The organism is Nonomuraea sp. NPDC003560, assembly GCF_042878785.1.
Classification (GTDB): Bacteria; Actinomycetota; Actinomycetes; order Streptosporangiales; family Streptosporangiaceae; genus Nonomuraea.
Map to the genome: position 1 here is coordinate 62,166 of NZ_JBIAOF010000022.1, position 13,180 is coordinate 75,345.

Here is a 13,180-nt window from a genome sequence, read left to right on the forward strand (position 1 = left end):
GTCAGCTCTCCTTGATCGTCGAGCGCGGGTCGATGACGGCGATCGCGATGTCGACCGCGAGGTTGATCAGCAGGATGCCGGCGCCGAAGAAGAGCGCGACCGCCTGCACGACCGGGTAGTCCTTGGCGAGCACCGAATGCACGAGCTCGGCGCCGACGCCGGGCCAGGCGAACACGTTCTCCACGAGCACGGTGCCGGCCACCATCGACGCGAGGATCATGCCGGAGACGGTCAGCGTCGGGGTCAGCGTGTTCGGCAGCGCGTGCCTCAGGTAGATCAGCCGCGCCGGGAGGCGCTTCGCGCGCGCCGCCCGGATGTAGTCCTCGCCGAGCACCCGCTGGGTCTCGGCCCGGACGATCCGCGCCAGGTAGGCGGCCGGCCCCACGACGAGGGCGGTCACCGGCAGCACGAACGACGCGGGACCGGACAAGCCCGCGACCGGCAGCGCATTGAGGGAGACGGCGAAGACGAACACGAGTCCGACCGACACCAGGTAGTCCGGCACGGAGAGCGCGAGCCCGGTCACGCCGCCGAAGCCGAAGTGCAGACCGCGGCCCCGGCCGTCCCGGGTGGCGATGCCGAGGAGCAGGCCCACCGGTATCGCCACCGCGAGGCAGACCACGAACGCGGTCAGGCCGAGCTGGAGGGTCGCGGGCACCAACTGTGCCATCTTCTCCCGCACCGGCGTCTGGGTGTCCAGGGACGTACCGAGGTCGAGGTGGAGCAGGTTCCAGAGATAGTCCAGGTACTGCCGCCACAGCGGGTCGTTGAGCCCGAGACGCTCCCGGGTGGCCGCGATGGTCTCCGGCGGCGCCATCAGGCCCAGGGCTCCGCGTACCGGGTCGCCCGGCAGCGCGTGGACCATGGCGAACGATGCGGTGACGACGACCGCCAGCGAGACGACGAACCTCCCCAGCCGCCGGATCAGGAATACCGGCCACGGGTGCCTGGCGCGCAGCGACGACTTCACAGAACCTCCCATCCTCCCCGCCGTACCTAGCGCAGGACCCGGAGCGAGGTGGGCTCCAGCACGCGGGCGACGACGTCGAACTTGGCCCCGTTGCCCCAGTAGAGGTAGGGCGAGACGGCGATCGGGGTGATGTCCGCGTCCTTGATCAGGGCGCCCTCGCCCGCGTTCCAGTCGGCGCAGCCGCCAGTGCCGGACTTCGCCTGCGCCGCCTTGATCGAGCTGTCGAAGACGTCGTTGTGCATCGAGCCGTAGTTGATGCCGCCATTCGACGGGGTGGCACCGGAGAAGAACGGCACGAGCGTGGCCGGGTTGGACACGCCGAGGCCGATGAGGGTCGCGGTCCACGGGCCCTTGCCGCCGAAGACGACATCGGACCGCGCGGCGAACGACTGCCCCTTGAGGTCCACCTTGACGCCGAGCGCCGTCCACTTCTGGCCGATGTACTCGGCCGCCGCCGCGGTCGTGGTGTCCTCGTTGTCGTAGACGAACGCGACCTCGAGCGGCTTGCCGTCCTTGGCCCGGGCTCCGCCGCCGGCGGCCGTCCAGCCGGCCCGGTCGAGCAGCGCCGCCGCGGCGGCCGCGTCGTACGCCGGCTTGTTCGGGGTGACGGTGTCACCGCTGCAGATCTTCGGGTCGGTCAGCAGCCCGTTGGCCTCCTGTCCGAGGCCGCTGGTGGCGACCTGGGCCAGTTCCTTCATGTTGAGAGCGCCGACGAGCGCGCGCCGGACGTTGACGTCGGCGGTCGGCAGACCGGCGGCCTGGTTGAAGGTGAGCTCGTCGTCGATGATGCTGCCGCCGTCCGAGAACACCTTGGCGGCCTTGAGCCGCTGGGTGTCGGCACCGGAGAGGTGCGAGATGTTGACGCCCTTGCTCAGCAGGAGGTTGGCCGTCGTGGTCACGCTCGTCACGAGCTTGAAGGTCACCTTCGCCGGCATGCCCTTCTCGGCGGTCGAGGCGCCGTTCGGCCCCCAGGCGTACCCGTCGCGGCGGGTGTAGGTGTACTGGTTGCCGGCCTGCACGCCGGAAAGGACGAACGGACCGGAGCCGGCGGAGGCGGCCTTCAGGGAGTCGCGGTTCTTGACGGCGCTCGAGCAGACCAGCGGCAGCTCGGCCAGGTTCTGGAAGAAGAAGGGCGCGCCCTCCTTGAGCTTGACCGCGACGGTGCCGGCGGCCTTGTCGGCCGTTGCCGTGGCGCCGGCAGGAACGGCGGCGCCGCGCATGGGCGAGCCGTTGCCCTCGGCGGCCACGTAGTTGATGTTGTCGGCCACCGTCTGCGCGTCCATCGGCGAGCCGTCCGAGCAGGTGACGCCCTCGCGGACGGTCAGCGTGTAGGAAGTTCCCTCGCCGGTCCACGACTTGACGACGCTGGGCGCCACCTCGCCGGAGTCCAGCAGCTTGACGGGCGTGTCGTAGGCGAAGACGGCCATCATCTTGTTGACGCCGTTGACCGAGCGCTGCGGGTCGAGCGCACCGGGGTCGCTGTCGATCGCGATGGTGAGCGAGCCGCCGTCGGCATAGTCGTCGCCGGACGAGCTACCGGTGCTCCCACCGTTGGAGCAGGCAGCCAGCGCGACCGTCGAGCACAATACGGAAATCGAGACACGAAAAGGGCGATTTCGGACCATTGGCGCGTGACTTCCTCTGCGGCCGGCGGGACGAGCCAGCTCGGCGCTGGGTGATGTAACCCACGATTGAAGCCACAGCGCGGCAGCGATTCTTGTACAAGCCCACAAAGGTGTCCGTGCTCGATCGTGGCCAGACCCAAGCCCCACGGTCGCCCCTCACTTTAACGTCGTCCGTCAGACCGTACCCGACTAGGTGAAATGTGGATCAAATGACGGAGGGGTCCGGGTTGGTGGACGTCGAAAGCCTCGGCAAGCGGTACCAGGAGCTCCGGTACCGCACGGCGCCCACCTGGGCGCACCTGATCGGTGAGTACTCGGTGGCAGGGCACTTCGAGGACGTCAGCGCGACGGCCGAGGCGGCCGAGCTCCGCGAGCTGCGCGAGGTGGCACGTGCCGCCGCCGCGCTCGCCCGTACGCCGGACGGCACACCCGTCTCGCTCGACGGCGCGGTCCTCGCCTGGCAGGCCGCGACCAGAGCCGACGTGCTCGAACACCGGTTCGCCGAGCTCGACGTCGACCCGCTCTTCGGGCCGGTGACCCAGTTCCCGGGCCAGGTCGCCAAGCTGGCGCTCCCGTCCGCCCAGGTGGCCGGCGCCCTGCCGAAGAAGTACCGCGGCTTCGCGCGCAATCTGCGCGACAGGCTGGAGCGTCTCGCCGCGGGCCGCGCGGCCGGCCGTACCCCGGTCGCCTTCGCCGTGGCGGACACCGTGGACAGGGTGCGCAAGTGGCTGGACATCCCGCTCGAGGACGACCCGCTGCTGGCCGTCGACCGCGCCGCGCGCACGGATCACCTGCGCGCGGTGGTCGGCGAGGTGGTGCGCCCCGCGCTGGCCGACTATGCCGACGCATTGACATGGGAGGTCGCGCCGTCCGCGCGGCCCGACGAGCGGTGCGGGCTGTGCTGGCTCGACGACGGCGATCGCGTCTACGCCGCCCTGGTCCGCTCGCACACCACCACCGACCTCCACCCTGACCGCATCCACGAGATCGGGCTCGCCCAGGTCGCGGCCCTGGACGAGGAGTACGCCGCCCTCGGCCGGGAGGTCTTCGGCACCTCGGACGTGCCCGCCGTCATGGCCAGGATGCGCGACGACCCGGCCCTGCACTTCGACGACGCCGCCGACCTCGTACGCGCCGCGGAGGTCGCCCTGGACCGGGCGACCGACCGCGCCCCGGACCGGTTCGGGCGGCTGCCGCGCGCCACGTGCGCGGTCGAGGCGGCGACGAGCGGATCGCTCGGCCAGTACATGCTTGCGCCGAAGGACGGCTCGCGGGGCGGGACGTTCGTCATCAACGTCTCCGATCCGCGTGCCTGGGCCCGGTACGAGATTGAGGCCCTCGCCTTCCACGAGGGCGTTCCCGGGCACCACCTGCAGATGGGCCTCGCCGCCGAGCTCACCGAGCTGTCGGAGTTCCGCCGCACCACCACGGTCACCGGCTTCCTCGAGGGCTGGGGGCTGTACGCCGAACGGCTCGCCGACGAGATGGGCCTCTACAGCAGCCCGCTGGACCGGCTGGGCATGCTGTCGTTCGACTCGCTGCGGGCCTGCCGCCTGGTCATCGACACCGGCCTGCACGCCAAGGGCTGGAGCCGGCAGCGGGCCAAGCGCTTCCTGGCCGAGCACTCCCCGCTGAGCCCGGGGCACATCGACGCGGAGGTCGACCGGTACATCGTGACGCCGGGCCAGGCCTTGGCCTACTTGGTCGGCCGGCTCGAGATCGTGCGGATCCGGCGGGAGGCGGAGCGCCGGCAGGGTGCCGGCTTCGACCTGGCCCGGTTCCACGACGTGGTGCTCGGCGCGGGGCAACTGCCTCTGCCCTTGCTGGAGGCGCACGTCTCCGCGGCACTACCAGGCGTCGTCGGGTAGCGCGCCGGGCGGGCGGCGGCGATGCCAGTCGCTGACCGCCTGCACGGCTTCGCCCACCACGAGCAGGGCCCGGTCGGCGCCGCGCCGGCCGACCAGCTGTGCGCCGACCGGCAGCCCGGCCGGCGAGGGCGACACCGGCAGGCCGAGGACGGGCAGGCCGGTGACCGACCAGCAGCCGGTGAGCTGGTTGATCCGCCGGCTGACGAGGGTGAGATCGCCGTCCCCGGCAACGGGCGCGACGAAGGGCGTGGCGGGCACGGCGATGACGTCGGCCTCGGCGAGCACCTCGTCGACCCGGGCCCGCCAATCGAAGGCCACCGCGAGCGCGCTCTCGATCTCCTCGGTGGTGACCCGGCGGCCCGCCTCGATCCGCCCCTTGATCCCGGCGCAGACCCGGGCGTCGTGCCAGTACGGCCGGAGGTGGCGGATCGCCTCGGAGTTCTGCAGCGCGGCCATCGCCTGGTGCACCCGATCGACGTCGCGCAGGGCCACCCGCCGGATCTTCGCGCCGTGCGCGCCCAGCAGGTCGAGCAGGTCGCGGAAGCCGGCGGCGACCGCGGGCTCCAGGTCGTCGAGGAAGTACTGCTCGGGTACGGCCACGGTCAGGCTGGACAGGTCCCGCGGCGGAAGGGGCCGCGAGCCCGTGCCGGCCATGACCTCCAGGGCGATGCGGGCCTCGGCCGCACTACGCGCGAGCGGCCCGACGACGTCCATGCTGGGGCTCAGCGGCGTCACTCCCAGCGTCGGCACCAGCCCGTGGCTCGGGCGCAGCGTGGTCACCCCGCAGAACGCGGCCGGGTTGCGCAGCGAGCCGCCGGTGTCCGTGCCGATCGCGAGCCGGACCAGCCCCGCGGCGACCGCGACGGCCGACCCGCCGCTCGAGCCGCCGGGGATCCGGTCCGGGTCCCACGGGTTGCGGCAGGCGCCCCACGTGTCGTTCTGCGTGGTCGCCCCGAAGCTGATCTCCTCGAGGTTCGCCTTGGCGACGATCCGCGCGCCGGCGGCCCGCAGCCGGTGCACCACCTCCGCGTCGATCGCCGCCGCGGGCGGATGCGGAGCGCGGAGCCCGTCGGTGCGCACCGTCCCGGCGACGTCGATGTTGTCCTTGACCGCGATGGTCCAGCCCGCCATCGGGCCGTTCTTCCCGGCCGCGATGCCGTCCTCGATCAGCTGGGTGAAAGCGTTCAGCCGGGCGGCGAGCGCCACCACGGCGGCGGGAGCGCCGCTCACCGCTCACCGCCGAAGGCGCCGCCCCGTGCAAGATCATCCAGTTCCGCGGCGCTCATGCCGAGTTCCTCCCGCAGGATCTGCTCGCGGTGCTCGCCGAGGCCCGGCGCGCGGTCCGGCGCCGGGTTCTCCCACCAGGCGCGTCCCGCCGTGCGCACGTGCCGTACCGTCCCGAAGCTGGGGTGGTCGGTGTCGACGACCAGGCCGCGCTGCGCGGCCTGCGGCTCCTCGAAGGCCTCGCGCAGCCCGTTGACCGGGCCGCACGGCACGCCCGCCGCCGACAGCAGGCCGACCCAGTGGTCGGTGCCGTGCCGGGACAGGGCGGAGTCCAGCACCGCGTCCAGCTCGGCCTGGTGCGCCTGGCGGCCGGCGAGCGTCGCGAACCGGGGATCGGCGGCGACCTCGGCGACGCCCAGCACCTTGGTCAGGCGCTCGAAGAACACCGGCTTGACGCAGGCGAGCATCAACCAGCCGTCCGCGGTGGGGTAGGCGCCGAACGGCACTACCGAGGGGTGCGCCGACCGGGTCTTGCGGCGGGTCTCGTGCCCCCGGGTGAGGAACCAGGTCGCCGGGTAGGAGAGCATCGCCATCGCCGTGTCGAAGAGGCTGACGTCGCACTCGCCGCCGACGCCGTCGCGCCGGGCCACGTGGATCCCGGCCAGCAACGACATCGCCGCGACGACTCCGCCGCAGTAGTCGACCAGCGAAAGGCCGCTCTTGGTCGGCGGTCCGGCCGGGTCGCCGGTCAGGTCCATCCACGCGGCGAGACCCTGGACGACGTAGTCGTACGCCGGCTCAGCCCGCCGCGGCCCGGTCATCCCGTAACCGGACAGCGAGCAGACCACCAGCCGCGGATTGAGGTGGCTCAGGTCGGCGTACCGGAGGCCGAGCTTGTCCGGCACGTCCCCGCGCAGGTTGTACATGAGCGCGTCGGCGCCCTCGACGAGGCGGTGCAGCACCGCCACGCCGGCCGGAACCGAGAGGTCGAGGCAGATGCTGCGCTTGTTCCGGTTGAAGCTCTGGAAGAAGAGGCTGTCGTCGTCCTCGGCGAACGGCGGGACATGCCGCCCGATGTCGCCGCCCGTACGCGCGTCCTCGATCTTGATCACGTCGGCGCCGAGCTCGGCAAGGTGCAACGATCCGAACGGGCCGGCGCCGTACTGCTCGACGGCGATGATCCTGATGTCACTGAGTCCCGTCACGTCTGCTCCTGTGCTCGATGACCGCGTGGGTGCGTGCCATCTCGTTCCTGGTCACCATCACTGCCTCGTCAACGCCCATGCCGGGCCGGGCCAGCAGCACGTCCGCGCCCGCGCCCATCGCGACGTGGGTGGCGATGCGGGCCGACAGGTCGGTCTCGGTGCACGACCCTCCGAGGTACGCCGCGACGCCCGCGGCCCGGCAGGCGAGAACGGACCGCACGGCGTCGTCGAGGCTGCCGACGTCGGGCATCTTGATCTGGATCATGTCGGCCGCCCGTGCGTCGAGGAAGGCCAGCACGTCCTCGTGGGTGTTGCACCACTCGTCGGCGACGATCTGGACGCCGGTTTCGTGTTCGCGCAGGCGCAGGAGGACGTCGATCTGGGCCTCCCGCGACGCCGCGCGCATCGGCTGCTCGACGCGCAGCGGGAACGGCGCGCACTTCGCGGCCAGCCGGGCGAGGAAGCCGGCCACCTCGGCCGTGGAGGGGAAGACGTCGCCGAGGGTGCCGTAGCAGTCGATGTGGATCACTGGCCGGTAGTCGTCGTCCGGGCGCCGCGCCAGCACCCGGTCGCGTACCCAGCCGACATAGTCCAGCAGCAGGTGGCCGCCGGGCCCGACGAGCAGATCGGCGTTGTTGATCAGCCCGTGCGGCAGGCTCTCGACGCGGCGCAGCACCATCCGGTCGACCGCCCCCCGCCGGTCCTCGCCGGACTGGGCGAGCAGCGGGACCGGGCCGATCGGATCGGCGCCGCCGTACTCGGCGGCGACCACCTCGGCCATCGTGCGCCGGGTGGCGGTCGCGGCCGCGTCGAGCAGGGCCTGGCTGACCCCGTACGCGACCGCTCGTGGCAGCCCGAGGGGCGCGATCAGGGCGGAGGTCTCCCGGAAGGAGTCCACGGTCGCGTCCAGCAGGACGTCGCGCAGCACCGGCAGCCAGCGGTCGCGGGCCGCCTCCGCCAGCAGGACGGGCTCACGTCCGGAGCCGCCGGCGTACTGCACCGACACCCCGGCCCCGGTGGCCACGCGGTCGTCGTCGAGGACGAGCAGAATCTGCAGCGACTCGCTGGGCTGGCGGATCGTGCGGTAGCCCGGGGTGAGCGCGGGGCCGTCGTAGAAGTAGCCGTCGCGTACCGCCCCGGCCTTGATCGCCGCCTGGTCGTCGTTGCTGTAGGTGCCGATGCCGGGCACCGCCAGAATCTCCGAGACGCGCATCAGCCGGCGTACCTTGTCACCCAGTCCACGACCCGGGCGTTGTAGTCGTGCCGGAACCGGGGCGGGCTGTTGAACAGCATGTTGTGCGACGCCTCCGGGTAGATCACGATCTCGGTCTGCACGCCGAGCTCGCGCAGCGCCGTGTGCCACTGCCTGGCCTGGTCGAGCGGGCAGCGGACGTCCGCACCGCCGTGCAGGAGCAGCGTGGGAGTGCGTACGTCGGCCACGTGGGTGATGGGCGACATCGCCGCGTAGTTCTCGGCGTCCGCCCAGAACGCGCCGCCCCACTCGCTGGTCGACAGGGCGCGCCGGTTGTCGGTCGTGCCGGCGGCGCTGCGCAGATCGCTGATGACGCCCCCGCCGACGGCCGCGGCGAACCGGTCGCTGCGGCTGGTGAGGTAGCAGGTCATGTAGCCGCCATAGCTGTAACCGGTCACCGCGATGCGGTCGTTGTCGACGAGCCCCTCGGCGACGAGCTCTTCGAGGGGCTCGAGGAAGTCCGCGGTGTCCGAGGTTCCCCACCGGCCGCTCACGGCGCGGGCGAACTCCTCGCCGTAGCCGTCGCTTCCCCGCGGGTTGAGCAGCAGTACGGTCCAGCCGCGCGCGACGAGCTCGTGGTGGTAGAGGTGCACGGCCTCCGCGGCGCCGTTCCAGGCGTTGTGCGGGCCGCCGTGGATGTCCAGCAGCAGCGGCTGCGGGCCGGTGGCGTCGGGGTCGCGCATGACCCATCCGGTGACGGCCGTCCCGTCGGAGATGGTGAACGTACGCTCGGCGCGCGGGGCCGGACGCCGGTCGCCGAGCCGCTCGCGATGGTTGGTCAGCTGGGTCGACGTGCCGGTCGTGAGGTCCAGGACGTAGATCTCGCCTAACGTGTCCGGCCCGTTGCCGAGGAACGCGACCAGTGTGCCGGCCACGCTCAGGCTCGAGACGTTCTGGTCCGGCGCCGCGAGCAGCGCCGTGGGGGTGCCGCCGGTCTCGGGCATGGTGTACGGCACGACGTAGCCGCCCTCGCGCACGCAGAACAGGACCGTCCCGAGCTGCGGCACCACGCGCGGCGTCGAGCCGGGATAACCGGGCGCGCCGTACATGACCTGCCGGTCCATCTGCTCGGTGAGGTGCCGGGCCGTGCCGTCCGCCGGATCGACGAGGAGCAGGCCGGTGAAGCGCGCGGGCCCCTCCGGGTGGCCGCAGACCAGCAGCCGGGTGCCGTCGCCCGTCCAGGCGAGCGGCCCGGCGCTGCCGGATTCCGGGCCCGCCGGTCGCGGGACCCGTTCGGGGTCGCCGAGGTCGATGACGTACGCGGCGGATTGCCGGGTGAGGTCGGCGTCCGCGGACATGGCGGCGGAGAAGGCGATCCGGGTGCCGTCCGCCGACCAGGCCGCCCCGGATGCGCTCCACTCGCCGGCGGTGATCTGCTCGCATCCGCCCGTGCCGACGTCGGCGACGTGGATGTGCTGCCGCGGGGCGCTCAGCACGCCGGCGCCGTCGGCGTAGTAGTCGAGGCGACGGCTGACGACCGGCGCGCCCCATGCCCACGTGCCCTCGGACTCCGGGGGATCGGCCGGCGCGGTGAACAGCAGCCGCGAGCCGTCCGGGCTGAACGCCGGGGCGCCCGCTCCGCCGGGCCGGCGGGTGAGCTGCCGCGCCTCGGACGTCCCGACGTCGAGCAGCCAGATCTGGGGCCGGCCGTCGGTGGTGCGCAGGAAGGCGAGCAGCCGGCCGTCCGGCGACCAGGCCGGGGCGCAGTCGCCGACGCCGTCGGTCAGGCGGAGCGGGTTCCCGCCGCCGGTGGGCACCAGCCACAGGGTCTGCTCGACGCGGTCCGCGTCGAGGTCGTCGGTCTGGACGACGTAGGCGACCGCGCTGCCGTCCGGGCTGATCGCCGGTTGCTTGGGTACGTCGATCCGCCGGATGTCGTCGACAGTCAGATAGCGGTTCACACCGGTCCTCTCGTCGGTTGCCTGGATGCCGGACACCGCTGATCGTCACAAGTCGGGGGGCGGCGGCGCTGGTGTCGCGGCACGAAATTGCGGGCGCCGGGTAGCGCCGCGCGACGAGGCTGCCGATCAGGAGCGCATGAAGAGCCGGAACTGGAGCATCAGCGACAGCCGCTCGTCGTGGTTGTCCAGGCTTATCCCGGAGACCTCCGCGACCCGCTTCAGGCGGTAGCGGAACGTGTTGGGGTGGACGTGCAGCGACGCCGACGCGGCGATGTTGTCGCCGAAGTGGTCCAGCCACGCGCGCAGTGTCGGCACCAGGTATCCGTGGCGCTCGTCCTGCTCGACGAGGCGGGCGAGTGGCCCGCTGAGGCCCATCCCCCGCGCCGACACCAGGTCGGCCATCTCCATCATGAGCAGCTCGTACGCGTGCTCGACCGTCGAGCAGACGCGGTCGCCCAGCTGCGCGCTGCGGGCCAGCCGCAGCGCGCGGTCGGCCTCCTCCCGGGCCCGCGGGAGGGCGTAGGCGTCAGGCGCGACGGCGCTGACCCCGATCACCGCGGCGGACCGCCGCCCTACCCGGGTGAGGAAGTCCTTCGCCATCCGCTGACCGCGGTCCGAGTGCGGGTCGGCGGCCGGGGGCAGCGGAACGATCCCGTACACGATGTCGCCGACCAGCGCGGCGGAGGCGCCCGGCTGGACGGTGCCGAGGTGCATGTCGAACGCGTCACCGATGCGCAGCAGCTCGGCCGCGCGGTCGCCGCGCAGGCGTGCGGGCTCCTCCTCGCCGTCCGGGAGCGCGACCGCGAGCACCAGCATCGGGCGGTGGGGCAGGCCCAGCCGGGCCGCGACCTCCTCCGCCTCCGGGCCGCCGGCCAGGACCTGGGCGGTGAGGTCCGAACGCATCCGGCGCTCCACGTTGGCGTTCGCGCGGTGGCTCAGCAGGTGCACGGCGACCGTGCCCTGCAGCTCGCGGAAGGCCTGCATCCGCTCGTCCGAGAGCGGACCGGGGACCGCGGCCCACACTGAGCCCAGGATCTCGTCGTCGGCCCGGATGCCCAGCACGACGCGGGGCATCGTGAAACCGCCGTACCCGCTCTCGGGCGGATCGACGAAGAGCGGCTCCTGGGTGCGGTACAACTGGCGGAAGATGCCGCGCTCGGTGAGATCCTGCGTGGCCCAGGGCGTGACCTGGCGGTTGAGGATCGCGCCGATGCGCGACGGGTCCGCCTCCTCCTGCCGGATCGAGAAGGCGAGCACCCGGGAGTCCCGGTCCTCGACCGTGACCGGCGCGTCGAGGATCTCGGCGATGGCGTTCGCCAGGGCGAACAGGTCGCCGGTCGGGACGCCACTGAGCGGCGCCGCGAGCGCGGGGCCGGACGAGCCGTTCACCAGCGGCGCGAGGGTCGCGGCGAGCTGGATCCAGGAGTTCTCGTTGCCGAGCGCGAGCACCGGCACGACGGTCCGCGGGCCGGTCAGCGAGGCGACGACGCTCTCGTGGACGATGAGCGCGCCGCCCTGGCGTGCCACCCGCTCGCTGAGGGCGGTGAGCTGCTCACCAGCCTGAACCCCGACGGCAAGAACCAGGGGGCGCCGCGACCAGGCGACCTGGTCGGCCGGGTCGAAGATCACCAGGCCGTCGACGATCCGGTCGAGGTCCTGGCCGTCGAACGCCGGGCGGAGCAGGGTGTGGCCGGCGTCCTCCAGGATCCGGGCCAGCGTGATCGACGGTCCGTCCACCACGACGGATGCTTCCGGCTGCTCCGGGCGCCCCACAGCCGTGACTCTAGCCACGGCCGGTTCGCCCGATCTTGTTCCACGGCACTATCGGCCTGCTCGATCTGGTGCGGCAGCACCATCTGTCCGGGGCTTCGGGGTCGCTGCGGGATGAGCACCGGTCGCCCCACCAGTGCGGCGGCGTCGACTCCCGGTCTGCACGCTCCACATCCCGCACCCAGAAATCATCGCATATCGGCATAAATCACGACAGACGATACGCCGATTCTTCAGCGGCCTCCTATAGAGGTAGCCACTCGGTGTGAACTGTTGCTGCGGCGAGGGCTTCGGGGTCGGGGGTGACGCCCAGGCCCGGGCCTTCTGGGACTGACATGTAGCCGTCGCTGAGTTCGAGGGGCGGGGTGATGTCCTGGTGGTAGAAGCGCGACGAGGCGGAGATGTCGCCTGGCAGCCGCATGCCGGGCAGGGCGGCCAGGGCGGCGTTCGCGGCGCGGCCCAGGCCGGTCTCGACCATGCCGCCGCACCAGACCGGGACGTCGTGGGCTTGGCAGAGGTCGTGCACGCGCCGGGCCTCGAGGTAGCCGCCCACCCGGCCGGCCTTGATGTTGACGACACGGCACGCGCCCAGTCTGATCGCGTCGGCCGCGGCCCGGGCGGAGGTGATCGACTCGTCCAGGCAGATGGGGGTTCGCAGGTGGCGGGCCAGCTCGGCGTGGCCCAGCACGTTCTCCTCGGCCATCGGCTGCTCGATGAGCAGCAGGTCGAAATCGTCCAGCTTCCGGAGTTGGTCGACGTCGGCGAGCGTGTACGCCGCGTTCGCGTCGACCTGCAACGGGATGTCGCCGAACGCGTCCCGGATCGCCCGCACCGCCGCGACGTCCCAGCCTGGCTCGATCTTGAGCTTGATCCGCCGGTATCCGTCGGCCAGGTAGGCGCCGACCGCGGTGACCAGCTCGTCGAGGGTGTCCATGATGCCGACCGAGACGCCCGCCGGCACCGACGTGTGGACGGCGCCGAGCGCGCGGCTCAGCGGCATCCCCAGACCCCGTAGCTCGGCGTCCCAGACCGCCATCTCGAGCGCCGCTTTGCTCATCCGGTGCCCGCGGAAGCGATCCAGCGCGGCGCTGACGAGGTTGACGTCGATGGCGGGCAGGTCGCGCAGCGCGGGCACGAGGAAGTCGCGCAGCGTGATCATCGCCGCGCCGACGTACTCCGAGGCGTACAGCGGGTGCTGCGCGGCGACACACTCGCCCCAGCCCTCGGCGTCGGCGGTGACGGCGCGGAGGATCAACACGTCTTTGGTCGTCTGGGTGCCGAAGGAGGTGCGGAACGGCGACACCAGGGGCAGCCGGAGCCGCCGCATCTCGATGCCTTCCAGTGCGGATACCTTACCCATCAGGG

At 72.3% G+C, this 13,180-nt stretch carries 9 protein-coding genes; 1 reads left to right on the top strand and 8 read right to left on the bottom strand.

The features are described 5' to 3' along the window. Position 1 precedes the first annotated feature (1 nt). A complete protein-coding gene (locus ACFYUV_RS49565; protein WP_031169949.1) occupies positions 2 to 982 on the bottom strand; it encodes an ABC transporter permease in 981 nt (326 codons plus the stop codon). 14 nt (positions 983 to 996) lie between these two features. Beyond that, the gene (locus tag ACFYUV_RS49570; RefSeq protein ID WP_387682810.1) at positions 997 to 2,556 is read right to left on the bottom strand and encodes an ABC transporter substrate-binding protein; all 1,560 of its coding nucleotides are present in this window, start codon (positions 2,554 to 2,556) and stop codon (positions 997 to 999) included. 269 nt (positions 2,557 to 2,825) lie between these two features. Between ACFYUV_RS49570 and ACFYUV_RS49575 the strand changes: the two genes are divergently transcribed. Next, positions 2,826 to 4,463, top strand: a complete 1,638-nt coding sequence (locus tag ACFYUV_RS49575; RefSeq protein ID WP_387682812.1) for a DUF885 domain-containing protein — start codon at positions 2,826 to 2,828, stop codon at positions 4,461 to 4,463. Here ACFYUV_RS49575 and ACFYUV_RS49580 read toward each other — a convergent pair. From ACFYUV_RS49580 to menC, 6 genes are all read right to left on the bottom strand, one after another. Beyond that, positions 4,443 to 5,693 (bottom strand): amidase, encoded by a 1,251-nt coding sequence (locus ACFYUV_RS49580; protein WP_387682814.1) that lies wholly within the window; start codon positions 5,691 to 5,693, stop codon positions 4,443 to 4,445. The genes ACFYUV_RS49575 and ACFYUV_RS49580 overlap by 21 nt on opposite strands. Continuing rightward, positions 5,690 to 6,892 carry a CaiB/BaiF CoA transferase family protein gene (locus ACFYUV_RS49585; RefSeq protein ID WP_387682816.1) on the bottom strand — a complete coding sequence of 401 codons (1,203 nt, stop codon included), beginning with the start codon at positions 6,890 to 6,892 and terminating at the stop codon, positions 5,690 to 5,692. Before ACFYUV_RS49585 ends, ACFYUV_RS49580 begins: the two co-directional genes overlap by 4 nt. Then, positions 6,876 to 8,105 (bottom strand): methylaspartate ammonia-lyase, encoded by a 1,230-nt coding sequence (locus ACFYUV_RS49590; protein ID WP_387682818.1) that lies wholly within the window; start codon positions 8,103 to 8,105, stop codon positions 6,876 to 6,878. Before ACFYUV_RS49590 ends, ACFYUV_RS49585 begins: the two co-directional genes overlap by 17 nt. Further along, positions 8,105 to 10,045, bottom strand: coding sequence for an alpha/beta fold hydrolase (locus ACFYUV_RS49595; protein WP_387682820.1), 1,941 nt, complete (start codon positions 10,043 to 10,045; stop codon positions 8,105 to 8,107). The genes ACFYUV_RS49590 and ACFYUV_RS49595 overlap by 1 nt, the downstream gene beginning before the upstream one ends. Before the next feature lie 126 nt (positions 10,046 to 10,171). After that, positions 10,172 to 11,818: a PucR family transcriptional regulator gene (locus tag ACFYUV_RS49600; RefSeq protein WP_387682822.1), complete on the bottom strand. Its 1,647-nt coding sequence runs from the start codon at positions 11,816 to 11,818 to the stop codon at positions 10,172 to 10,174. 241 nt (positions 11,819 to 12,059) lie between these two features. Then, a complete protein-coding gene (gene menC / locus ACFYUV_RS49605; RefSeq protein ID WP_031169933.1) occupies positions 12,060 to 13,175 on the bottom strand; it encodes an o-succinylbenzoate synthase in 1,116 nt (371 codons plus the stop codon). Positions 13,176 to 13,180 lie beyond the last annotated feature (5 nt).